20 protein-coding genes are annotated in these 23,876 nt (G+C 73.5%); 10 read left to right on the top strand and 10 right to left on the bottom strand.

Going from position 1 to position 23,876, the window contains the following annotated elements:
* Positions 1–29: 29 nt before the first annotated feature.
* From ACILSK_RS04230 to ACILSK_RS04240, 3 genes are all read right to left on the bottom strand, one after another.
* Positions 30–1,070 (bottom strand): lysylphosphatidylglycerol synthase domain-containing protein, encoded by a 1,041-nt coding sequence (locus tag ACILSK_RS04230; RefSeq protein WP_395725881.1) that lies wholly within the window; start codon positions 1,068–1,070, stop codon positions 30–32.
* A 119-nt stretch (positions 1,071–1,189) separates the two neighbouring features.
* Positions 1,190–2,524: a nucleotide disphospho-sugar-binding domain-containing protein gene (locus ACILSK_RS04235; protein WP_395725882.1), complete on the bottom strand. Its 1,335-nt coding sequence runs from the start codon at positions 2,522–2,524 to the stop codon at positions 1,190–1,192.
* Between the two features lie 7 nt (positions 2,525–2,531).
* On the bottom strand, positions 2,532–4,694 hold the full coding sequence (locus tag ACILSK_RS04240; protein ID WP_395725883.1) for a glycosyltransferase: 2,163 nt from the start codon (positions 4,692–4,694) through the stop codon (positions 2,532–2,534).
* A gap of 288 nt (positions 4,695–4,982) precedes the next feature.
* On the opposite strand from ACILSK_RS04240, the gene ACILSK_RS04245 reads away from it, so the two are divergent.
* Positions 4,983–5,564, top strand: coding sequence for a DUF1349 domain-containing protein (locus tag ACILSK_RS04245; RefSeq protein WP_395725884.1), 582 nt, complete (start codon positions 4,983–4,985; stop codon positions 5,562–5,564).
* Between the two features lie 186 nt (positions 5,565–5,750).
* Here the strand turns inward: ACILSK_RS04245 and ACILSK_RS04250 are convergent, their stop codons facing one another.
* The 4 genes from ACILSK_RS04250 to groL form a co-directional block, all read right to left on the bottom strand.
* A complete protein-coding gene (locus ACILSK_RS04250; RefSeq protein WP_395726153.1) occupies positions 5,751–6,425 on the bottom strand; it encodes a nucleoside/nucleotide kinase family protein in 675 nt (224 codons plus the stop codon).
* Positions 6,426–6,478: 53 nt separating this feature from the next.
* On the bottom strand, positions 6,479–6,841 hold the full coding sequence (locus ACILSK_RS04255; protein WP_395725885.1) for a hypothetical protein: 363 nt from the start codon (positions 6,839–6,841) through the stop codon (positions 6,479–6,481).
* A 299-nt stretch (positions 6,842–7,140) separates the two neighbouring features.
* On the bottom strand, positions 7,141–7,902 hold the full coding sequence (locus ACILSK_RS04260; RefSeq protein WP_395725886.1) for a DUF2510 domain-containing protein: 762 nt from the start codon (positions 7,900–7,902) through the stop codon (positions 7,141–7,143).
* A 427-nt stretch (positions 7,903–8,329) separates the two neighbouring features.
* Positions 8,330–9,955: a chaperonin GroEL gene (gene groL, locus ACILSK_RS04265; RefSeq protein ID WP_395725887.1), complete on the bottom strand. Its 1,626-nt coding sequence runs from the start codon at positions 9,953–9,955 to the stop codon at positions 8,330–8,332.
* Between the two features lie 270 nt (positions 9,956–10,225).
* Between groL and ACILSK_RS04270 the strand changes: the two genes are divergently transcribed.
* Positions 10,226–11,935 (top strand): Mur ligase family protein, encoded by a 1,710-nt coding sequence (locus ACILSK_RS04270; RefSeq protein WP_395725888.1) that lies wholly within the window; start codon positions 10,226–10,228, stop codon positions 11,933–11,935.
* A gap of 129 nt (positions 11,936–12,064) precedes the next feature.
* Here ACILSK_RS04270 and ACILSK_RS04275 read toward each other — a convergent pair whose 3' ends face one another.
* Complete coding sequence (locus ACILSK_RS04275; protein ID WP_395725889.1) at positions 12,065–12,355, bottom strand: hypothetical protein; 291 nt, start codon at positions 12,353–12,355, stop codon at positions 12,065–12,067.
* 148 nt (positions 12,356–12,503) lie between these two features.
* Here ACILSK_RS04275 and glp point away from each other — a divergent pair, with 148 nt between their 5' ends.
* On the top strand, positions 12,504–13,688 hold the full coding sequence (gene glp, locus ACILSK_RS04280; RefSeq protein ID WP_395726154.1) for a gephyrin-like molybdotransferase Glp: 1,185 nt from the start codon (positions 12,504–12,506) through the stop codon (positions 13,686–13,688).
* 13 nt (positions 13,689–13,701) lie between these two features.
* Here the strand turns inward: glp and ACILSK_RS04285 are convergent, their stop codons facing one another.
* On the bottom strand, positions 13,702–14,580 hold the full coding sequence (locus ACILSK_RS04285) for an endonuclease/exonuclease/phosphatase family protein (RefSeq protein WP_395725890.1): 879 nt from the start codon (positions 14,578–14,580) through the stop codon (positions 13,702–13,704).
* 296 nt (positions 14,581–14,876) lie between these two features.
* Between ACILSK_RS04285 and speB the strand changes: the two genes are divergently transcribed.
* From speB to ACILSK_RS04310, 5 genes are all read left to right on the top strand, one after another.
* A complete protein-coding gene (gene speB, locus ACILSK_RS04290; protein WP_395725891.1) occupies positions 14,877–16,013 on the top strand; it encodes an agmatinase in 1,137 nt (378 codons plus the stop codon).
* Between the two features lie 927 nt (positions 16,014–16,940).
* Entirely contained in the window at positions 16,941–19,283 is a 2,343-nt protein-coding gene (locus ACILSK_RS04295; protein WP_395725892.1) for a sensor histidine kinase, read from the top strand.
* A 15-nt stretch (positions 19,284–19,298) separates the two neighbouring features.
* Entirely contained in the window at positions 19,299–19,994 is a 696-nt protein-coding gene (locus ACILSK_RS04300) for a response regulator (RefSeq protein WP_395725893.1), read from the top strand.
* A gap of 91 nt (positions 19,995–20,085) precedes the next feature.
* Entirely contained in the window at positions 20,086–20,334 is a 249-nt protein-coding gene (locus ACILSK_RS04305; RefSeq protein WP_395725894.1) for a DUF6457 domain-containing protein, read from the top strand.
* A 4-nt stretch (positions 20,335–20,338) separates the two neighbouring features.
* A complete protein-coding gene (locus ACILSK_RS04310; protein WP_395725895.1) occupies positions 20,339–20,602 on the top strand; it encodes a GlsB/YeaQ/YmgE family stress response membrane protein in 264 nt (87 codons plus the stop codon).
* 111 nt (positions 20,603–20,713) lie between these two features.
* Here the strand turns inward: ACILSK_RS04310 and ACILSK_RS04315 are convergent, their stop codons facing one another.
* Positions 20,714–21,112 (bottom strand): PPOX class F420-dependent oxidoreductase, encoded by a 399-nt coding sequence (locus ACILSK_RS04315; RefSeq protein WP_395725896.1) that lies wholly within the window; start codon positions 21,110–21,112, stop codon positions 20,714–20,716.
* Between the two features lie 183 nt (positions 21,113–21,295).
* Between ACILSK_RS04315 and ACILSK_RS04320 the strand changes: the two genes are divergently transcribed.
* Together ACILSK_RS04320 and ACILSK_RS04325 are read left to right on the top strand one after the other, a co-directional pair.
* A complete protein-coding gene (locus tag ACILSK_RS04320; RefSeq protein WP_395725897.1) occupies positions 21,296–22,453 on the top strand; it encodes a cation:proton antiporter in 1,158 nt (385 codons plus the stop codon).
* A gap of 281 nt (positions 22,454–22,734) precedes the next feature.
* Positions 22,735–23,592 carry a PhzF family phenazine biosynthesis protein gene (locus ACILSK_RS04325; protein ID WP_395725898.1) on the top strand — a complete coding sequence of 286 codons (858 nt, stop codon included), beginning with the start codon at positions 22,735–22,737 and terminating at the stop codon, positions 23,590–23,592.
* Positions 23,593–23,876 lie beyond the last annotated feature (284 nt).

Below are 23,876 nucleotides of genomic sequence, written 5' to 3' on the forward strand. Positions count from 1 at the left end.
CCGAGGCGGTCACGGAATCCGGCCGCAGGTCAGGCCGCCGCCTGCCGGCGACGCCAGAGGCCCAGGGTGAGCAAGCCCGGCACCAGCGGCAGCAGGAGCGTCGCGGCCCGCCAGATGACCAGCGCGGCCACCAGGTCGGCTGGGTCGGCCACCCCCTCGGCGTTGATCAGCACGATCAGGCTGGCATCGAGCACGCCGAGGCCGGCGAACGGGAAGATCGTCAGTGGGTACAGCGTGAACATCGCGGCCAGCACGGCCAGGTAGCCGACGTACTCGCCGGGAATCCCGACGAACCGCAGGCAGACGATCACCACGATCGAGTCGACCAGGATGAAGCCGAGCATCGTCGGGGTCGCCCGGGCCATCCGGGAGACGATCCCGGACGACGACTCCTTCTGGAACCGCACGACCGCGGCCGCCCATGCGTCGGGGTCGACCGTCGGCCGCAGCCGCTTGACCACCCGGGCGGCGACCCGCCCGACATTGCCGGCCGCCGTCTCCCCCCTCGAGATCATCACCATCGCCCAGACCAGCAGTCCGGCCGCGGCGAGCCCGCCGACGGCCATCCAGATCTGGATTCCCTCCAGCGGCAGCACGAACAGGGTCAGCACGAGACCGATGAGCGGCGCGACGAACCGGGCCAGGTAGAAGACGATCGTGTCGAGCACGAGCGCGGCCGCTCCCCGGGTCGTCTCGACGCCGAACGACTTGAGCATGGACAGCCGCAGCACCGTGTCCGCGGGCGGCGGGGTGAACGTCTGGATCAGGGTGCCGGACAGCGCCGTCTGCAACGCATGCGGCAGGGACAGTCCGGGGACCAGGATCGGCAGGGTGGAGGCGTTGACGGTCTGCCGGACCGCGACGACCAGGACGACGACGCCGATCTCCCACCAGGTGAGCCGGCCCAGCGCGTCACCGACCTGGCTCCAGTCGACGGCCCGCAGGGCCTGCACCGCCAGATAGATGCCGACGACGACCAGCCCGATCTTGGCCAGCAGCACCAGGACCCGGCGCCACCGCGCCCGCTGCTCGGCCTGCGGGGTGGCCGTCGGACGGTCCGTATCACTCACAAGGATCATCCTTGCCGATCAGGACACCCGGCCCGGACCCATGCGGGTGTGACGCCGGCGGCCGGCCGTGCTCGCAACCGGCGCCATCGGCCTGGGCACCTGCGGAAGGTCGGCCGGTCTCAGCCCGGCAGATGCTCCGCGGAGAGCGGGACGCTGCGCCGGCCGGTCACCGCCGCCATGGCCACCTCTCGCCCGGGTCGCGCGCGCAACCCGTACCCCAGCCTGGCCGCCACCGCCGCGCTCGGGCCGTCGAGCAGGTCGCCGACCGCCGCACCGATCTCCTCGGGCGACGCCGCGTTCGGGTCCAAGGCCAGCCCCACCCCGGCCTCGACGACCGCGGCCGCCCCGGCGAACTGGTCGGTGGAGAACGGCAGCACCAGCATCGGTACCCCGGCGGTCAACGCCTCGGTGACGCTGTTGTTGCCGCCGTGCGTGACGGCCACCGCGGTGTGTTCGAGCAGGGCGACCTGCGGCAGGAACTCGCGCACCAGCCAGGACGCGGGCAGGTCCCCCAGGACGGCCGGGTCGGCGGACCCGACGGCCAGGGCCACCCGCACCGGCAGCGCGCGCAGGGCATCCGCCACCCGGGCCAGCACATCGGCCCGGACCGAGAGGAAGCTGCCGAAGCTGACGTACACCACCGGCGTCGACGGATCGGCGGCCAGCCAGCCGGCGACGTCCGGTGGCGCCGGCTGGTCCCGGACGGCCGAGCCGAGGAAGGCGTGCGGGGGCAGCAGCGGGGTCCGCGCCGGGTCGTGCAGCGCCGCCGGGTAGTTCAGCAGGACCTGGTCGCCGTGTTCGGTGAACGCGTCGTCCGACGGCCCCAGCCGGGGCGCCAACACCTCCAGCGCGGCGTTCCACTCGGCAGTGAACGCGCCTCGCACCTGTTCACAGCGCCGGTGCAGGGCAGCCAAACCCTCCGGGTCCGGGGTGAACGCGGCCGGCCAGGCCGGTGGGTAGCCGTACACCTCGGCGCCGACGGGCAGCGCGCTGGGATGCCCGAGCACGACGTCCGCGTGCGGGACCCCGGCCGCCACCAGCGCCAGCCGGGCGCTGAATGCCAGGTGGTCCACGATGATGTGGTCGGGACGGACGTCGTCGACGACGGCAAGCACCCGGCGCGCCGTGTCCACCGGTTCCCACAGCAGGTCGTTGCGGCGGGCGTCGGCCTGGTACCGCAACGTCGGCACCATGCCGTGCCGGGTGGCCGCGAAGAAGCCGCGCAACGCGTCGTCCTCGCCGGCGACCTGTTCCTGGGCGCGAATCACCCCCGGGTTGGAGCCGCGACCCAACCGCAGGTCGGTGCGGACGAAGCCGAAATCGGCGGTCAACCCGGCGGTAGCCGGGCCGCTGGCCACCACCACCCGTTCCCCGGCGTCGCGCCAGGCCGTGGCCAGCGTCGCCAGCGGTAGCAGATGGGAGGCGTAGTCCGGGCTGATCACAAGCAGCGTCACGGCCCGATCACCCGGCCACCGGCGCGCCGACGCCGGCGTAGACACCGGACAGGGTGCGCGCCATCACCGTCAGGGTGAACCGTTCGTGGACCATCTCGCGGGCCTGCGCCGCCCGTTGCTCGGCCCCGGGGCGCGCGGTCAGTTCCAGGGCACCGGCCAGGCCGTCGGCCACGGCCCGCGGCGAGCGGGTGTCGACCAGGAACCCGGTGACGCCGTCCTCGATGTAGGTGGCCGGGCCGCCGTGGTCCGGGGCGACGACCGGTAGCCCGGTCGCCATGGCCTCGACCAGGGCCAGCCCGAACTCCTCTTTCAGGCTGCCGCACACGTAGACACCGCCGGGCGCGACGACGCCGGGCAGGCCCAGGTGGGCCGCGGCCATCCACCGGGCGACCACATCGTTGGGCCGGTGCCCGGGCAGCATCACGCCCCCCGCGGCCGCCGGGTGGCGGGCGATCACCCCGGCGATCAGGTCCAGCTGTTCCCGCTCGTCGACCGAGGGCTCGACCAGGTCACCGCCGACGATCAGCAGGTTGCATCGCTGCGGCAGGGTCGGGTCGGCCGCCCACGCCTCGACGACCGTCGCCATGCCCTTGACCCGGTGCAGGCGTCCGACGCTGATCGCCAGCGGCAGGCCTCGCCGGTGCTCGGGCAGTGCGTCGATCAGCGCGGTCAGCTCGGTCACCGCCCGGTCGCAACCGGCCCGCACGTCGTCCAGGGCCCGGGCGGTCACGGCGATGTCGATGCCCTCCGGAACCACGGAGTAGCTGCCCGGCCCCCCATAGCGAACGGTCGTGCCGCCGGCCGGCCCGGCCGCGGCATCGTCGGCGGGATCGATGTCCAGGCCCAGCAGATCGCGCAGCTGCGCCCGCAGGTTCGGCCGGGGGAAGAGCACCCGGTGTTGTGCCCCGGCGGCCAGCCGGGCGACCAGGTCGGTGCGGAACCAGTAGTGCTCCCGTTCGTCGACCGCGCCGAAGGTGGCCCGGGTCAGCGCGCCGGTCATGTCCAGCGCGTGGATGACGGCGTGCGGGTCGGGCGCGAGGGTGAAGACCGTCGGGATGCCGAGCCGGGCGGCGACCGCGGCGGCGGCCATGCTGCCCACGTCGGCCATCCGCAGGTGCAGCACGTCGACCCGCCCGTTGGCGGTCAGCGCCCGCCGGATCCCCCGTTCGGCGGCGACCGCCAGCGGCCAGGCGTTGGCCGCGTCGGTCGGCTCGGCCAACAGCGGAACCGGTGCCAGCGTGTGGGCGTCGGCCGGCTCGTCGAGGGCCGCGACGGCCGCATCGACCGAACCGCGGGACAGGGTCAGCACCCGGTCGATGCCCGGCTCGCCGGCCAGCGCGTCGCCGAGCCGGACCAGCATGGTGGCGATCCCGCCGTTGTCACCGGCGCCCGCCCGGCTGAGCTCGCGGTCGAGGTCGGCGTGCAGGAACAGCTGGGCGACCGCCAGACCCGACCGCCGGGTGACCCGCTCGTCCGGCGGGCCGGCCAGGTCGAACGCCGCCAGCCGGGCGACGCCGGCCAGCTCGCCCGATCCCGCGGCGAGCCGGGCGACCGCATCGTTGACGGCGGGGTCGCCGGACCGGTCGCCCAGCGCGGCGACCGCCGCCTGCCGGGGACGCAACGGTTCGGATTCGTCGGCGGCGATCCGCAGCAGCGCGGCGGTTGAGATCGGGCCCGGCACCAGGCCCATCGTGTCGATCAGCCGCGCCCGCCCGGCCGCGTCGTCGCGGGACAGCAGCGCGCCCTCCAGGGCCAGCGCGATGTGGTCCGGGGCGACCTGCGCCCAGCGGCGCAGCGCCCGCTGGTTGATGACGGTGGCGAAGCCGCCCGCGGCGACGCCGGCGACCAACCGGCCGATCGCGTCCAGCCGCGGCACCCGGGAGCCCAGGGCCCAGGCCGCGTGCTCGCGCAGGAAGGTCCGCGGGTCGGACAGCAGGACGGACAGCCGCGCGGCCGCGCCGTCGTCGAACACCGCGCCGAGCCCGTGCACGGCCGCGATCGCGGTCAGCTGGTCGTCGGTGTCCTCGATCACGCGGCCGAGCACCGTCACCGCGAACGGGCCGCCGTCGCGACCGGCGGCCTCCGTCAGGGCATCGGACGATCGGATCGCGTCGAGCAGGAACGGGGCGTCCCGCACCTGGGCGAGCGCGTCCGTCAAGGAAAGGGACATCAACGGCATGGGGTGATCTCTTTTCGGCTACGCGGACTACGGCGTGGTTCCGCCGGTACGCCGCACGCTCGCCGGTACCCACGGCGCGGGAAATTCACACCCGTCGGGCGCCCGGCACCATGCACTACCGGTCGTCCTTCCCGGCCGGATGCGGGCCGCCGGGCGGCGCACCGGCGCCCTCGATCGGACGGCCCCACCCCGTCCAGCCGGGCGGAGCCCGCGGCCCGGGCCGGTAGGGTCCGGCTGCCGGTGCGGGCCGGTGACCGCACGGAACGAAGGGGGCCGCGCATGCCCGAGATCGCCTGGTCGGACGGCCGCTGGACGCATCCACCGGCGGCGAGCGTCGAGCGCGACGGCGACCTGCTGGTCACCGCGGTGGAGGGCAGCGACGCCTGGCGGATCACCTCGTACGGCTTCGTGCACGACAGCGAGCACGCGCTGCTCGCGCCGTTCCCGGACGGCAGCGCCGTCGAGGTCGAGTTCACCGCGGCGTTCAGCGATCAGTTCGACCAGGCGGGCGTGTTCGTCCGGGTCGGCGCCGAACGCTGGATCAAGGCCGGGGTGGAGTTCGCGGACGGCCGCTGCCAGCTGGGCGCGGTGGTGACCGACGGTCTCTCGGACTGGTCGCTGGCCCCGGTGCCGGCCTGGGTCGACCGTCGGGTCACGGTCCGGGTCAGCCGGGACGGCACCGCGGTCACCGTCCGGGCCGGGCTCAGCGGAGAGGACCTGCAGCTGGTCCGGGTGGCGCCGTTCGCGGCCGAGCTCGATGCCCAGGCCGGTCCGCTGGTCTGCGCACCCACCCGGTCCGGCCTGCAGGTGCCGTTGCACCGCTGGCGGACCACCGAATCGGACGCCGGCCTGCACCCCTGATGGTGCGGGCCGCCCGGCCGGATCGCCCGGGTGCACCTCCGTTGCGCATCGGGGGCCCGGATGCGCAACCGCGGTTCAGCCGGGCGAGCCGGTCAGCCCCGGCGCCGTGGCTCAGCTCCGGCGCCGCCGGTCAGGTCTGCCGCTCCCGGTCAGTTCTCGTCGCCGTGGGAGCTCCGGCGCCGTCGGTCAGTTCTCGACGAGCCGCCAGCCGGACGGGCCGTTCTCCACGACCAGGTCGGCCCGGGCCGCGCCCTCGTCGATGAGCGCCGCGTTCGGCTCGTCGACGGTCAGCGCCCAGTCCCGCGCGGCGTCGGGCGTCTTGCCGAACTCGATGTGCCGGGCCACCAACCGGTCCTGCCGCACCGCCGGGTCGACGGCGACGTACCAGACCTCGTCCAGCTTCCCGCGAGCCGCGCACCAGGATGGGGTGTCCAGCAGCAGGTAGTTGCCCTCGGTGACGATCAGCCGGGCCGCCGGCGGGACCACCAGCGCGGCCGCCAGCGGCTGCTCCAGCTCCCGCTCGAACCCCGGGACGTAGATCCACTGGTCCGGGGCCGACCGGATCCGGCCCAGCAGGTGGGCGTACCCGTCGGCGTCGAACGTGTCCGGCGCGCCCTTGCGGTCCAGGGACCCGAGCCGGCGCAGCTGCGCGTCGGCCAGGTGATACCCGTCCATCGGCACGTGCGCCACCCAGTCGTCGCCGTGGCGCGACCGCAGGGTCGCCAGCAGCTGCTCGGCCAGCGTGCTCTTGCCCGAGCCGGGCGCACCGACGATGCCCAGGATCGCCCGGCCGCCCTCGGGGACCAGGGCGGCCGCCCGATCGGCCAGGCCGAGCAACCCGGCCGGGCCGTCGGCCGGCACCGAGGACGGCGTGGTGGACAGGGGGTTCGACGGCGCGGCGGTCGGGGTCGAGGTCACCGGACGCTCGCCGTCCGGGCCCGGGTCGGCCCGCCCGCCATGGACCCCCGCGTGACGACCGGATCGAACCCGTGGTCGCGCCGGCTGGAGCAGCGGTGATCCTCGCCGATGGGCACGGAGCCGAGTCGGTCGTCGACCTCCTTCACCGGTGTCACGACATCGTCCTCGATGGTCATCCGATGCGTGCCGAGAAGGCTCACGACGTGGTCCGAGCCGATGTCGTCGGCCCGGACCAGCGCGTCGCGGGCGGTGTTGACCACGTTCACCTCATACCCGTTGCAGATCCTCAACCCGAGGGCGTCGCGCGGCGGGGCGGCCTCGGCGGCGCGCTCACGCAGCCCGCCGACGAACATTGTCACGGCCGCGGGTGGTCGGCGGTGCGCCGGCCTTGCCGGACGCGCTGGAACGCGCGCCGGTCAGCACCCGTGCCGCCGATGCCGTGGTCGTCGTCATGAACGTTTCTTTCGCCGGATGGGGCGCTGGGCGGCAATGGCACGGTGGGTGACGAGGAATCGGGTCAGTCGGTCTCGGCGGCAACGTCGTCGGCCCGGGCCCGGTGACAAACGCGGTGATCTCGTCGCCGTCAGTGGCGGCGGTGCGCCGGCCGGCCACGCACCGGCCCGGCCGGCATCACCCAGACCTCGCCGCTCGTCACGGGCTACAGCTGATCCTGCCCGGCGACGCCCCGGTCGGCCACGTGCGGCGTCCAGGCCGTGCCGTCCCAGTATCGGACCTCGTGCCGGCCGGCCGGGTCGGCATGCCAACCGGACGGCACCCGAATCGGCATCGCGGCCGGCGCCGCCGGGACCGAGCCCGGGGCGACCAGGCCGGGGGCGGCGGGGCCGGCTGCGGGCCGGGCGGCCGGCAGATCGAACCGGACCCAGGCCCGCGCGGCGGTGCCGAACAGCAGGCCGAGCATGACGACCGGCAGCGCGGCCATCATCAGCGCCATCATCTGCAGCTGACGGACGTAGTCGAACTCGATGGCCCACCACACCGACAGCAGGATCGAGGCGGACGCTCCCACGGTGATCGCCAGCGCCTTGCCCCGCAGCACGACCAGGCCGCCGACGATCAGCAGCGCGGCGCTCGCCAGCCCGAGCAGGGCCAGGACGGTCAGCGACGACCCCACGGCCGTGCGCCGCAGGCCGAACTCGGCCAGCTGGCCCGCACCCTGGAAGCTCATCAGCGCGCCGATCGCGTTGAACCCGGCCTGCACGAAGCCGAGCACGGCGATCGCCCGGACCGACCCCGGCCGAGTTGACCCGACCGGAGCGGTGCCGGGGGCCGGCCCGGCGGCCGGAGCGGATGCGGTGGTCGCGCCGACCCCGGGCGCGGGCGCCGGACCGACGCCCGGGGCCACCGCCCGGTCGGTGCCCGGTTCGACGGTGGGCGGCCGCTCGGAGTAGTTCGCGGTCATTGGTGTGTCCCTTCGCAGGGCCCCGGCCGGGGCCGATCACACCCGAGCCTGGCCGGCACCGATCAAGCCGCACTCAGATCCGGCTCAGCCGGGCCGCCCACGCCCGCCCGTCCGCCCGTCCGCCCGTCCGCCCGTCCGCCCGTCCGCCCGTCCGCCCGCGAGTGTGCAGAAGGTGCCCGTTCCTCGCGCGAATAGGGGCACTTCCTGCACACTCGGCAGCCCCGGGAACGCGGGCACCCGACGTGCGGCCGGACCCGCGACCCGCACTCACCTCGCGACCCGCACCCGCCCCCCGCGGCCCGCACTCACCTCGCGACCCGCACCCGCCCCCCGCGGCCCGCACCCGCACCGCGACCCGCGGAACGCCGAAGGGCGGCCCCTCGCGGGACCGCCCTCCGGATGGAACAGGTGATGCAGAAAGCAGGACTCAGAAGTCCATGTCCCCGCCGGGCATGCCGCCGCCGGCCGGGGCCGAGGCCTTCTCCGGCTTGTCCGCGACCACGGCTTCGGTGGTCAGGAACAGCGCGGCGATGGACGCGGCGTTCTGCAGCGCGGACCGGGTGACCTTGGCCGGGTCGATGATGCCGGCCTTGATCAGGTCCTTGTACTCGCCGGTGGAGGCGTCCAGACCCTGGCCCGCGGGCAGGTGCTTGACCTTGTCGGCAACGACGCCGCCCTCGAGGCCGGCGTTGATGGCGATCTGCTTCAGCGGCGCCTCGACGGCCACCCGCACGATGTTCGCGCCGGTCGCCTCGTCGCCCGTCAGCTCCAGACCCTCGAACGCCTTGATCGCGGCCTGCAGCAGGGCCACGCCGCCACCGGCGACGATGCCTTCCTCGACGGCGGCCTTGGCGTTGCGCACCGCGTCCTCGATGCGGTGCTTGCGCTCCTTGAGCTCCACCTCGGTGGCAGCCCCGGCCTTGATCACCGCAACGCCGCCGGCCAGCTTGGCCAGCCGCTCCTGCAGCTTCTCGCGGTCGTAGTCGGAGTCGCTCTTCTCGATCTCCGAGCGGATCTGCGCGACCCGGCCGGCGATCTGCTCGGCGTCACCGGCACCGTCGACGATGGTGGTCTCGTCCTTGGTGACGACAACCTTGCGGGCGGTGCCCAGCAGCGCGATGTCGGTGTTCTCCAGCTTGAGGCCGACGTCCTCGCTGATGACCTGGCCACCGGTGAGGATGGCGATGTCCTGCAGCATGGCCTTGCGGCGGTCGCCGAAGCCCGGGGCCTTGACGGCGACGGACTTGAAGGTGCCACGGATCTTGTTGACGACCAGGGTCGCCAGGGCCTCGCCGTCGACGTCCTCGGCGATGATCAGCAGCGGCTTGCCGGACTGGATGATCTTCTCCAGCAGCGGCAGCAGGTCCTTGACGGTCGAGATCTTCGAGCCGTACAGCAGGATGTAGGGGTCGTCCAGGACGGCCTCCTGACGCTCCTGGTCGGTGGCGAAGTACAGCGAGGTGTACCCCTTGTCGAAGCGCATGCCCTCGGTGAGCTCGAGCTCCAGGCCGAAGGTGTTGCTCTCCTCGACGGTGATGACACCTTCCTTGCCGACCTTGTCCATCGCCTCGGCGATGAGCTCGCCGATGGAGGAGTCGGCCGCGGAGATGGACGCGGTGGCCGCGATCTGCTCCTTGGTCTCGACCTCCTTGGCATCCTCGAGCAGCTGGGCGGAGACGGCTTCCACCGCCTTTTCAATGCCCTTCTTCAGCGCCATCGGGTTCGCACCCGCGGCCACGTTGCGCAGACCCTCGCGGACCAGCGCCTGGGCCAGGACGGTCGCGGTGGTGGTGCCGTCACCGGCGACATCGTCGGTCTTCTTGGCAACTTCCTTGACGAGCTCGGCACCGATCTTCTCGTACGGGTCCTCGAGCTCGATCTCCTTGGCGATCGACACACCATCGTTGGTGATGGTGGGCGCGCCCCACTTCTTCTCCAGGACGACGTTGCGGCCGCGCGGGCCCAACGTGACCTTCACGGCGTCGGCGAGAATGTTCATTCCCCGCTCGAGACCGCGACGCGCTTCCTCGTCGAAAGCGATCAGCTTGGCCATGTGGTGTTGTTCCTCCGGATTCGCCACACCCTGGGAGCCGGTCGGGCCCCACCGGTGCGGACAGCAGCATCGGGATCGTGCAACGGCCGGCATCGGCGCCCGCGACGGACGGACCCCCGGCACCCGGAGACCCTCACCCCACCGACCTGGCACTCGGCTATGACGAGTGCCAATCCAGGTTTAGCACTCGACCGGCCCGAGTGCAAGGAGATCGATCACCGACCACCCCCGCGGGCGGCGGGACCCGGCCCGGACTGGTTAGGTCGAACCATGGCTGAAGCCGACGCCGCCGGACCGCTCGAATTGCGGGTGCTGACCGGGCCGAACTTGTACTTCCCCCGCCCCGCGGTCAAGCTGACCCTGGACGCGTCGGGGGTGCAGGCGGCCGATCCGGGGCGGGTGGTGGCCTGGCAACGAGCGCTGGGCGTGCGCGAGCCGACGGTGGGCCTGCCCCACTCCCCGGCCCGATCCGTCGCCGCGGCCGAACTGGCCGCGGCGATCGTGCGGCGGGCCGCCGGCCGGTTGCGCACCCGGGTCGCCGCGGTGGGCCGGCCGGGTGATGACGACACCGTCGTGGTCGCCTACCCGTTCCGGCACCGCGGGACGGCCGAGCTGTTCGGAGCCGCCGTCGCCGGGGCCTTCGACGCGATCACCCGGCACGAGGAGGATCCCGCGGCCGCCCTGGACCGCGTGCGCGATCGGCTGGCCGGGCACGATCCCGGGGAAACCGTCGCCCCGCTGCGTCCGTCGATCCCGGTCATCGCGGTGACCGGGACCAACGGCAAGACCACCACGACGAGGTTGATCGCGCACCTGGTCAAGTCCGGGGGGCGCACGCCCGGCTGGTCCTCCACCGACGGCATCTTCATCGACGGCGTCGAGGTGGAGACCGGCGACTGGTCCGGCCCGGGGGGCGCCGGGCGGGTGCTCGAGGACCCATCCGTGCAGGTCGCGGTCACCGAGACGGCCCGCGGCGGCATCCTGCTGCGCGGCGTCGGCACCGCCGTCAATGACGTCTCGGTGGTCACCAACATCAGCGCCGACCACCTGGGCCTGCTCGGCGTGCACACCCTGGAGCAGCTGGCCGAGGTCAAATCGGTCATCGTGCGGATCACCCGACCGGGCGGCTGGACGGTGCTGAACGCCGACGACCCGCTGGTCCGGGCGATGCGCTCGGTGTCCCGGGCCAAGCCCTGGTTCTACTCGCCCGACCCGGACAATCCGTACCTGGACGACGCCCTGGACGCCGGCGGCCGGGCCATCACGGTGCTGGACGGCAAGATCGTCATCCTGGGCCGCGGGCACGACCCGACCGAGGTGATCGAGCTGGCCGACGTGCCGGTGACGCTGGCCGGGGCGTCGACGGTGAACACGGCGAACGCGCTGGCCGCGACGGCCGCCGCGATCGCCATCGGGGTGCCGCTGGACGCCGTCCGGCGGGGCCTGCGGACGTTCACCACCGGAGCCGAGCACAACGCCGGCCGGCTCAACGTCTATGCCGTCGGCGGCACCGCGATCGTGCTGGACCTGGCCCACAACGAGGCGTCGCTGGCGTCGCTGCTCGCGGTGGCCGAGGCGCTGCGCTTCGATGGCGGCGAGCTCGCGGTCGTCCTCGGTACCGCCGGCGACCGCCCCGACGAGGCGATTCACGCGATGGGCGCGATCGCCGCCCGGGCCGCCGACCGGCTCCTGGTCGCCGGCCGGACGAAGTACGGCCGGGGTCGGCCGGACGGCGAGATGGAGGCTATCTGGCGGGCCGGCGCGGCCGAGGTCGGCGTCCTGGACATCGCCCAGTCGCCCGACGAACTCAGCGGGCTGACCACGATGCTGGACGCCGCTCCGGCGCTGCCCGAAGGGTCCTGCATCGCGGTATGCGCACTGGAGCAGCGTCGGGAGATGGTCGACGAGATCGTCCGGCGGGGGGGCGCGGAGCTGACGCCGGCCCAGGTGGCGGATCGAGTTCGAGGGGCCGCCGGCTGACCCGCGCGTGGCGCGGCCCTGCGTGGCGCCCGCCCATCCCCATCGAGGTGCCGCATTCCACCCTGCTCACCCGCCCCGACGGGGCCGAAACCGGCACGTCGACAGGGTCCCCGAGCCCGGGCCGGGGCTTCAACGCTGGCGGGGTACCCCCACGTAGATCCGGTGTGCGGCATCCCTGAGCAGCTGGCCGTGCACGGCGTCGACATGATCGGCGACCGCCGCCGCCGACGAACCCATCCGCGGCGGGCTGAACCGGCCGTGATGCACCCGATCACCAGGACCGGTGATCATCCAATCGACCGAACGACTCGGCCCGACCTCGGACAGATGGCGGACCAGCGCCGCGGCGGCTCCATCTGGCGTGTCGGTGACCGTATCGAGTCCGGCCGTGCTGCAAAGTGAATACTGCACAGAACTCATTCGCATCCTCCCCAACAGGCACGGCGGCAACGTCGGCGCCCAGCAGACCGTACCTCAGCCGACCGCGCCAGGATCCTCGAAAACGGGTGATATTCCAGCGGTTCTCGGTGACGCGATGCAATTCACGAGGTCAGGCAGGATGAGTCATATGCGCACGGTGGAACAACACGCCCGGATCATCGCGGATCTGCTCCGACCGACCCCGGTGGAGTCGACGCCGTTGGCCCAGGCCCGCGGTCTGGTGCTCGATGCGGACCTCCGCGCGCCGCTGGATCTGCCGCCGTTCGCCAACTCGGCGATGGACGGTTACGCCGTTCGCGCGGCCGACCTGACCGCCTTCCCGGTCACGCTGCCGGTGAGCCAGGACATCCCCGCCGGCCGCACCGACGTCGCGCCGCTGACGCCGGGGACCGCGGCCCGGATCATGACCGGCGCCCCGCTGCCACCCGGCGCCGATGTGATCGTGCAGGTGGAGCGGACCGACGGCGGCGCCGAGCGGGTGCGGATCGACAGCGCCCCGGCGCCCGGCACGCACATCCGTGGGATCGGCGAGGACGTGCGCCACGGTGATGTGGTGCTGGCCGCCGGAACGGTGATCGGCGCCCCGCAGATCGGCGTGGCCGCGGCCCTCGGCCACTCTCACCTGCCCGTGCGCCGACCGCTGCGCGCCCTGGTGCTCTCGACCGGCACCGAACTCGTCGCTCCGGGCCACCCCCTGCAGCCCGGACAGATCTACGAGTCGAACGCGCCCATGCTGGCCGCGGCCCTGGCGGCGATCGGCGCCGTCCCGACGATCGAGCATTTCGTCGCCGACGATGTGATTGCGCTGCGGGCCGGCCTGGACCGGGCGAGCGCGGGCCAGGACCTGATCATCACCTCCGGCGGGGTGTCCGCCGGCGCCTACGAGGTGGTCAAGGACGCGCTGACCGGGCAGGGCATCGAGTTCGCCAAGGTCGCGATGCAGCCCGGCATGCCGCAGGGCGCCGGGCGCTACCGGGACGTCGCGATGGTGACGCTGCCGGGCAACCCGGTCAGCTCGTACGTCTCGTTCGAGGTGTTCCTGCGGCCGGCCATCCGGGCCGCCATGGGGCACCCGGACATCACCCGGCCCACCGTCTCGGCGCCGCTGAGCGCGCCGCTGGACTCACCGGCCGGCAAGCGCCAGTTTCGCCGCGGCCAGCTCGACACGGTGAACGGCACCGTCGCCGCCTGGGGCGGACCCGGCTCGCATCTGCTGGCGTGGCTGGCCGGCGCCGACTGCATGCTCGTCATCCCCGAGGACGTCACCCATCTGGACGCCGGCGATCAGGTCGAGGTCTGGTTGCTGGGCTGAACGCGCGAACGGGTCAGCCGACCCGCAGCCCGACCAGCACCATCCGGTGGTCGCTGCCGCCGCCGGCCAGGACCTGATCGCTGACCGGTGTCACACCCTTGGCCAGGACGTGATCGGGCCGGGTCAGCGGGAACTGGGCCGGCCAGGTGAAGCCGAACCCACCGGCGGCCTTCTGCCGGGAGTCGGTCATCAGGTCGGTCAACGGGGTGAGCGCCGGATCCGTTCCGGCGGTGTTCAGGTCACCCAGCACCAGGACGCGGGCGGCGGGGTCGGCCGCCACCCGGGCGGCGAGCTCGTCGATCGCACGGTCCCGCACGTCGGTGTACCCCGGGCGCACGGACGGCAGGTGGACGGCGTAGACGGCGATGTCGCCGTCGGGATGGTGCACGACGGTGCGGAACGCGCGCGCCCAGCTGAGGCTGAGGTCCAGCGGCTCCGGTTCGTCCATCGACCATTGCGACCACAGACCGACGGTGCTGACCCGCACGTGGTCGGCGTAGGCGGCGTCGAGTTGGCTGATCGCCCCGTCGGCGGCCGACGTGATCTCCTGGGCCGCCACCAGGCCGGCGCCGGTGCCCAGCAGGCCGCGGATCGCCACGGCGGGGTCGGGGTTGGCCGCGCCGATGTTCTGGGTGGCGACCAGGATGTCGGCGCTGGCCGCGTTCCGGGTGGGCATCAGCTGGGGCACGAAGGTGATGGACCAGACCATCGCGGCGATGATCACCGCGGAACCCGCCCACCAGCTCCGGCGAATCACCGCGGCCGCGCCCAGGAGCACGATGGGCACCGCGGTCCACGGCAGGAAGCTCGTCCAGGCCGCGCCGGCGCCGTCCAGCGACGGGATGTCGGGGGCGAACAGGATGCCCAGCGCCAGGATGACCGCGGCGACCATCACCCCGAGCCCGCGCAGGGATCGTCGAGAGCCGGCCGAGCGACCGGGACCACCCGAATCCCCGCGGACAGCGGGAAGCCGGGTGGTGGTCGAAGATGGGGACGTGCTCGTCGGGCTCACGGAGTGAGGACGCACGGGGACGCCAGTTGGTTGAGCGTGCAACTTGTTGCAGTGGCCGGAGGACGTCGAGTGAACACGGTGGGCGGGCGGGTCCAGAACCGCCGGGCGAATCATCGGTGCAGCAGCCGGCGCCCTGAGTGTTGCCGAGCCGGTGCCGTCGCCCCGGGGGTGGCGGCATGAGTGGGGGCAGCAAGTCGGTGGCGCCGGGCGAATCCGAGAACGACAACGAGGGCCTGCCGACCTTCAGCTCCCGGGACTGGGTGGCCACGGCCGCCGAGCTGGCGCAGCGGCGCCCGGACGTGGCGATCGTCGGCGCGCCGATGGACATCAACACCACCTACCGGCCGGGCGCCCGCTTCGGCCCGAAGTACGTGCGGTCCAACGCCTACGACCCCGGCACGTACCACCTCGACCTGGGCCTGGACATCTTCGAGTGGCTGGACGTGGTCGACGCCGGCAATGCCTACTGCCCGCACGGCCAGTCGGCCCGATCGCAACGCAACATCGAGGCCAAGGTCACCGACGTGCTGCGGGCCGACGCCTTCCCGATGATCATCGGGGGCGACCATTCGATCACCTACCCGTGCGCGACCGCGGTCGCCCGCAAGTACGGATGGGGCAAGGTCGGGCTGCTGCACTTCGACGCGCACGCCGACACCGCCGACTCGATCGAGGGACACCTGCACTCGCACGGCACCCCGATGCGCCGGCTCATCGAGTCCGGCGCGATCCGCGGCCGCAACTTCGTCCAGGTCGGGCTGCGCGGCTACTGGCCGCCACCGGAGGTCTTCGACTGGATGCGCGAGCAGGAGATGACCTGGCATCTCATGCACGACGTGTGGGACCGCGGGATGCGGCCGGTGATCGCCGACGCGATCGCCCGGGCCGGCGACGGCTGCGACTGGCTGTACCTGTCGGTGGACATCGACGTGCTCGACCCCGGGTTCGCGCCCGGCACCGGCACTCCCGAGCCCGGCGGGATGAACCCGGCCGACCTGCTGCGGGCGGTGCGGCAGATCGCCCTGGAAACCCCGCTGGTGGCGATGGACGTCGTCGAGGTGTCGCCGCCCTACGACCACGCCGACAACACGGTCAACAACGCGCACCGGGTGATCCTGGAGGCGCTCGGCGCGCTGGCCACCAAGAAGCGGGAGCAGGCGGGCGGCGAGGTCACCCGCCCCGGCGCCCGCCCGGACCCGGCCCGGCTGCGGTACCCGATCGAGCCCACCGAATGGTCGCGACCCGGCGACGGGACCAACACCTACACCGATGAGGACGCCCACCTGCAGGGCCATCACGACGACCACGCCTGACGCCGCCAGTTCTGGGACTCACCCCCATGGGGGCGGGTCGCCGCAGAGCCGGCCGCGCGGCATGCGCGGCCGGCCCGGTCGCGGGCGACTCAGCAGGCGTAGCCGAAGTAGCCCTGGGATTCCCACGGGTAGATGCTCAACCGGAAGCCGGAGCACCAGCCGCGGTTCGCGTCCTGCTGGGCGAACCAGCGGTGCGCGACCACCGGACGGTGTGGGCGATCGTGAGCCGGTAGTCGACCCACGCCGGGAGCCCCGGGGCCGAGCCGTTCGCCATCGCTCTCGTCTCCGCCCTGGACGGGTAGGACGGCCCTGAGCAGTCCAACTCCTGCGTCGCCGTCCCCTGCTTCCAGGGCACTCCTTCGGTGTTCGATGGTGGCCTTGCAAGCTCGGCCAACTGGGACCACCGGCCGCCACCGCCACTCGCGGTCGTTTCGCCAGCTGCGCCGCCGCAACCGCCGGTGTCGCGGCAACGGCGCCGATCCCCCTCGACAAGGCCCCGGCCGCCGCGGTGGACGTGGCCAGCAACCCTCCGATCAGCCACAGCACCACCGCCATCCGGGCTGCCAGTTGCACCGTGCCGCGGACGCTTCGTGGCTCACCACGCACCGGCCCGCCGGCGGGGCCGGACGGTGGCCGGCACCTGCGCTCGCGCCGATGTCAATGAGTCGGTCATGGCCGATCTCCATGTTGATCCCCCCGGATCGGTTGCGGCCGACGACGCCGATCGTCGCCGGCGGTGCGGCAGGCGGCGGTGGACGCCACCCCCCGGTGGCCCCGCGGTCCCCCCGGCTGGTCCCCCTGGACGTGCCGCCTGCGGTGCCGCGTCCACCGCCGCCTGCCGACCACGATCGTCGGGCCACTGCCGGTTCGTCATGTCCCCGAAGATCGGGACAGCCGCGATCGGGACGAACGGGTGACAATGGTCCGGTGACCACGGTGGGGGGCGCCGGCGGTCGGTCGGGCTCTCCCGGCGGCGGACCCGCGGGCCGGTCTTGGGCGACCTGGTTCGAGCGCGCGTTGGGGCTGGTCTATGCGCTCGTCGTCGTCATCGACGTGGTGATCTCGACCGACTACATCAGGGCCACCGTCGCGGCGACTTCCCCGACCGGCACGGCGGCGGTGGTGCTCGGCACGGCCACCCTGCTCGGGTCGGCGGCGATGATTGCCGCAGGTTCCCGCGCGCCCTGGATCGCCTATTCGACCGTCACCCTCATGCTGGTCGCGCAGTTCGTGGTCGTCGCGTCCGTCACCGACCCGTCGGCGATGCCGCCGGTCTGGTGGTCGTGGCAGCTGGCGGTCCCCACGTTCGTGCTGGTCGTCGCGCTGCTGCCGCCGCGGCCGGCAACGGTGGTGGTGGCGCTCGCCGGCGCCGGGTACCTGGCCGTCCGGACGTCACCGGCCACCGGGGCGACCGCCGGGTGGCACAGCGCCGGTTCCGAACTGCTGCTGGGCCTGGTGTTCGTCGCGCTGACGGCGGTCTTCGTGCCCGCCTGGCGGCGGACTGCCGCGATCGCCGACGACGCGGCCCGTACCCAACAGCGGGTGTTCGCGGCGACCGAGGGCGCCCGGGCGACCGAGCGGCAGGACCGCGTGGCGTCCCGGCTGCTGCACGACGAGGTGATCCACGCCCTCCGCGCGGTCGCGCTGCCGGCCGGAGCCATCGAGCCCCATCGGATCCGACAGATGGCCGGCCAGGCAGCAGATCTGCTCCGCGACGCCACAGCGACCCCGACCCCGGCGGGCGAGTCTGCCGACCTGGTCACCGCACTCCGGGAGCTGGCCGACGGTGCCGGGATCCGGGTCGATCTGCGGCCCAGCGGCCGCGACCAGCTGCCCGAGCGGGTGGTCACCGCCCTGGTCGGCGCGGTCGGCGAGGCGCTGCGCAACGCCGAATTGCACTCCGGGGCCGATGTGGTGACGATCGACGCCGACCTGGACGACGACGGCGTGCGGATCCACGTCGTCGACAACGGACGCGGGTTCGACCCGGCGGCGGTGCCCGACGGCCGGATGGGTTACCGGCAGTCGATCGTGGGTCGGGTGACGGAGGTCGGCGGGTCGGCGTCGGTGACCTCGGCCGTGGACGCCGGCACCTCGGTCGTCCTGGCCTGGCGGGTGCCCGACGCCCCCGGCCTCGCCTCGCACCGGCTGGCCGACCTCGCCGGGACCCGCAACGCCATCGTGCTCGGCGCCACCATGCCGATCCTGGGCTTCGTCGTCATCCAGGCCGGCCTGCGCTACCGGATGCTCGCCGATCCGTGGCCGGCTCTGCTGGCCGTCGCGATCATGTCCGCGTTGACCGTCACCACGGCCCGGCGGGTCGTCCACCACCCGATGACCGCTCGCCGGTCGGCCGCACTGGTCACCACGGCCACGCTCACCCCGGTGGCCGGCGGCATCGCCCTGCTGCCCGCCGACGACGTTGCCCTTGCCTACTTCGCCGCCGGTGCGGGCGCGCCGGCGCTGGCGCTGGTGTCCATGTTCCGGCCGGCCCGGGAATCGATCGTCGGCGCGGTCGTGGCGACCGCGGTGACCGTCGGCATGGTGCTTCGGCTCGACGCCGGCGGCGGCTACCTGCTGCCGGGACTGCCCGCGATCATGTCCAACGCGCTGGGGGTGGCCTGCCTGCTCGGCGGGCGGCTGACGATCGACCGGATCGCCAGGTCGATCCAACGGAGCGAGGAGATGGAACGGCACGCGCACGCCGCCGGTGTCCAGCTCCGGGTCGCGCGGGATGTCATGGCCGCCCGGCTGGGCCGCGTGCGGGAGTGGGTGCTGCCGTTCCTGACCGCGGTCGACGACGGGCGACTGCCCCTGGGCGTGGCCGACACCCGGCGTGAGGCGAGCACGCTCGAGGCCGCGGTGCGCGACGACATCCGGCTCGGCGCGCTGATCGACGACGACACGCGTGGGCTGATCGCCCGCACCCGGCTGGCCGGCCGCACCGTGGAGATCATCGCCGACTCGGACCTGCCCACCGACCTGCCGGACGGGCTGGTCACCGGTCTGCTGTCCGCCGCCCTGGCCGGCGATGCGGCACCGGTCCGCACCGTGCTGACCGTGACCGGGGCACCTGCCCGCCAGGTCAGCCTGATGGTCAGCCCCGCGCCGGCCGGCCCGCGGCTGGCCGCATCGGCCGAGCGACTCCGCGCCCGGCTGCTGTCCGGTCCCGACTTCCTGCTCGTGATCGTGGACCTCGCGACCACCGCACGATCGGTGGTGTCACCACAGGCGGGGACTTCCACTCGGGCCACCGCGGGGATTGGCTGAGCCGGTGAGGCAACGATGAGCATTGATGGTGCGGTCGACGCGCCCCTGCTGATCGCGGCGGTCGACGACCACCCATTCGTCCTCAAGGGCATCCTGTGGACGGTTCGGGAGCACGCCCCGTGGATCGAGGTGATCGCCACCGCCGCCGACGTCGCGGAACTGCTCGCGGCCGGCGGCGGCGCGGCCGACGTGGTGCTGCTGGACCTGGATCTCGGGGTGCCCGCCGACGAGGCCGACCCGACGGCCAACGTCCGGGCCATCCGGGAGGCCGGCCCGCAGGTGCTCATCCTGACCGCAGAAGAACGGCCGGTACCCGTCCGCCGGGCGATCGCCGCCGGCGCGGTGGGGCTGGTGCTCAAGTCGGACCCCGAGCACCTGCTGATCGACGCGCTGCGCTTGGCCCGCACCGGGGAACTCGCCGTGTCCAGCCGGCTCGCGCACGCGTTGCTGACCGACGAGACGTTGATCGGCCACCTGGCCCCGCGGGAGATCCAGGTGTTCGAGCTACTGGCCCAGGGCGTGGGCCGGGCCGACATCGGCCGGCTGATGGACCCGCCCGCCGCCACCTCGACGGTCGACACCTATCTCAAGCGGGCGGCCCGTACCTACCGCTCGCTCGGCCGGTCCACCTACAACGCCTACGAGACGTTGCAGCACGTGATCCGGGACGGGCACGTCGACGGTCCGGGACGGGAACGCCCCGGGAGCTGATCCTCCTCACCGGGCTCGCCGCCCGGCGCCGGTGGGGCGATCCGGGGGAACCCTGATCCGGCCCGGGCCCTGCTGCGGTTACGTTCATCCGATGAGCACACTTGACGACTGGATCGCCCAGGTCAGCACCGCGTTGGACCTGCCGGCGGATTCGATACCCACCGACCGCCGCGACGCCCTGCTGGATCTGACCCGCGACGTCGCCCATGGGGTGGCCCGCGTCGCCGGGCCGCTGACCTGCTACCTGGTCGGCGTGGCGGTCGGTCGCGGGGCCGATCCCGAGCAGGCTCTGGCCACCCTGAGCACCCTGACCGGCACCGTCGAGCGGACCAAGGAGTAACCCAATGGGTTGGCTGTCGTGGATCGTCTTCGGCGCCCTCGCCGGGTGGATCGCCTCGCTGGTGGTCCGGGACCGCCGGGGCTGCATCATGAACGTCATCGTCGGCATCCTGGGTGCGGTGCTGGCCGGCTTCATCTACCAGTGGACCACCGGCAAGGCCTGGACCTACGAGTGGAGCTGGTCCAGCTTCGGGGTGGCCTGCCTGGGCGCGATCGGCCTGCTGCTGATCATCAATCTGATCACCGGGACCAGTCGCAGCCGCAGCTGAGCCGCGGGCTGCCCACCGGCCCGGGAACGTTCCGTGTCCGCGGAGTCTCCGGTCGCCTGAGGCGGATGCTCCCCGGGACAGCGGTATCAGCCGGTTCGTCGCGCCCGAGGCTCAGCCCTGGACGGCGCGGGCCGGGGTGACCCGGATGACGACCCGCTCGTCGCGGACCATCGCCTCGCGGTACTCGTTCCAGTCCGGATGCTCGCCGCGGATGGCGCGGTAGACGTCGACCAGCAGGTCGAGCGCGGCCGGCTGGTCGACGATCTCCGCGGTGCCGTCGATCTGCACCCAGCCGCCGTAGAACTCCTCTTTGAGCACCAGCAGCGACACCGCCGGGTTGCGGCGCAGGTTACGCACCTTGGCCAGCATGGCCCGGCTGGAGATGCAGATCAGGCCGTCGACGACGCCGGCGTTGACGGCCGACATCTGCGGGCTGCCGTCCTTGCGACGGGTGGACAGCACGGTGCGGTCATGGGTCCGGACGAAGTCGATCGCGTCGCTGATGTCCACGCGGACTATCGTCGCCGATCGGGCCGCGCGGTGCCCGGTCGGCCGCCCCTGGCGCCGGCGGAGCGAGCTCGCGGATGGGCCCGGGACGGCACCGCGCTGCGGTCGTCGGCCCGCGGGATCGGCGGGCGGCGTCGGCGGACCGGGCGTCGGGGACGACGACCGCGAACGGGACGGGAGGCCGGTGTGGACTTCGGCACTCTCGCGTTGATCGTCGCGGCCGGTCTGCTGGGGCCGCTGTTGTCGACCCGGCAGAACTGGCACCTCCCGACGGTGGTCGGCACGCTGCTGGCCGGTGTGCTGCTCGGCCGCACCGGCTTGCAGGCCCTGGACACCACCGATCCGACGTTCACCTTCCTGGCCGATATCGGGTTCGCACTGGTCATGTTCGTCGCCGGATCGCATGTGCCGGTGCGCGACCCGCGGTTGCGGCACGGCATCGGCCCGGGCCTGGCCCGGGCGGCGCTGGTCGGCGTCGTCGCCGGCGCGGCCGGGCTGGGGTTGGCCGCGGCGTTCGGCACCGGCAACGGTGCGATCTACGCCGTGCTGATGGCGTCGTCGTCGGCGGCGATCGTGCTGCCGATCGTTGATTCGCTGGAGTTGACCGGCCCGCCGGTCCTGCAGCTGCTACCCCAGGTGGCCGTCGCCGACGCGGCCTGCATCGTCGCCCTGCCGCTGGTCATCGACCCGGCCCGGGCCGGGCGGGCCGGGTTGGGAGCACTGGCCGTCATCGCCTTCGCGGTCGTGGTGTTCGCGGCCCTGTGGTGGGGCGAACGGTCCGGCCTGCGGCGGCGGCTGCACCGGGTCTCCGAGGAGCGCAAGTTCGCGCTCGAGCTGCGGTTCAGCCTGCTCGCGCTGTTCGCGTTGGCCGCGGTGGCGACCTGGTCGCACGTGTCGGTGATGCTCGCCGGGTTCGCGCTCGGCCTGGCGGTGGCCGCCATCGGTCGGCCGCGCCGGCTGGCCCGGCAGCTGTTCGCCATCAGCGACGGCTTCTTCGCGCCGCTGTTCTTCGTCTGGCTGGGCGCATCCTTGAATGTGCGGGATCTCGGCGAGCATCCGAGCCTGATCCTGCTGGGCGTGCTGCTCGGGGTGGGCGCGCTGCTGGTCCATCTGACCGGTGTGCTGACCCGGCAGCCGGTGTCGATGGCCGCGCTGTCCTGCGCCCAGATGGGCGTGCCGGTTGCCGCGGCCACGCTGGCCACCCAGCTCGGGCTGCTCGGACCGGGCGAGGCACCGGCGATGATCCTCGGCGCGCTGATCACCGTCGGCGTCTCGGTGCTGGCCGGCGGGGCCGCCGCCCGGCGGCAGGCCCGCGAGCCGGCGGTCACGCCTCCGCCGACCTGATCCGGCCCCGCCCGGTTCGGCGGCCGCCCGGTTCGGCCCCGCCCGGTTCGGCCCCGCCCGGTTCGGCCCCGCCCGGTTCGGCGTCCGGGCGGTTCGGCGTCCGGGCGGTTCGGCTTGGCTCGGGTAAGGCTCGGCTCCTGCTCGGCAGGGCCAGGGGTTCGGCGGCACGGCCGGATCCGGGTGCGGAAGATCCGCCGCTCCCGGGCCCGCCGGACCTCCGCGGCCGGCCGAGGACCCGAGGTGTCCTTTCCCGGACGGCGGGGCCGTGATGGACTGCCCGGATGACCGCGCCCCGCGCCCGCGCCTTCGCCCAGGTCGACGTGTTCTCCGAGACCCCGCTGCGGGGAAACCCGGTGGCGGTCGTGCTGGACGCGGCCGGACTGTCCGACCAGACCATGGCCGCGTTCGCGCGATGGACCAACCTCTCGGAGACGGCCTTCCTGTTACCGGGCGGGCCCGACGCCGACTACCGGTGGCGGGTCTTCACACCGGAGCGGGAACTGCCGTTCGCCGGGCATCCGACGTTGGGATCGGCGCACGCCTGGCTGGAGCACGGCGGGGTGCCCCGCACTGCGGGACGGGTGGTGCAGGACTGTGCCGCCGGGCTGGTCGAACTCACCCTGACCGACGGCCGGTTCGCGTTCGCCGCACCGCCGACCGTCCGCTCCGGGCCGGTCGAGGACGCCCTGCTGGCCGACGTCGGCCGCGCGCTGGGCGTCGATCGGGCCGAGGTCCTCGACCATCAGTGGGTGGACAACGGCCCCGGCTGGCTCGCGGTGCGGCTGGCCTCGGCGGAGCGGGTGCTGGCGCTGGAGCCCGACTTCACCGATCTGCCGGACATCATGGTCGGCGTGCTCGGCGACCACCCGGCCGGATCGCCGCACCTGTTCGAGATCCGCGGCTTCGCCGTCGGGGCCGGCATCGTGGAGGATCCGGTCACCGGCAGCCTGAACGCGTCCGTCGCGCAGTGGCTGATCGGCACCGGTCAGGCGCCCACGAGCTACACCGCGACCCAGGGCACCCGGCTGGGCCGGGCCGGTGTGGTGCACATCGACGCGGGCACCGGTTCGGCCGGCGACGACACGGTCTGGGTGGGCGGCACCTGCACCACCGTGATCCGGGGCACCGTCACGCTGTAGCCGCCGGGTCCCGGCCGCTGTCTCTCAGCCCCTTCCCTTCTGCCGGTCGTACCCTTGCGCCGGCGGCGAGCCCGTCGTTGACGACGGCCCACCCTCCCCTGCGCCGGCCCGGTCCAACCTTGCGCCAGGTTGGCCTCCCCTTGTCGCCGGGCAGGGCCTCCCTAGCGCCGACTCGCCGGACATACAGGTTCCCCGGCCCGATGAGCATGCGTGTCTGGCGAGTCGGCCTAGGAAAAGGGGCGGCGCGGTCAAGGCAGCAGGGGCCGAGCCAGCCGGCGCGGGTG

The organism is Nakamurella sp., from assembly GCF_044224575.1.
Taxonomy (GTDB): Bacteria; Actinomycetota; Actinomycetes; order Mycobacteriales; family Nakamurellaceae; genus Nakamurella.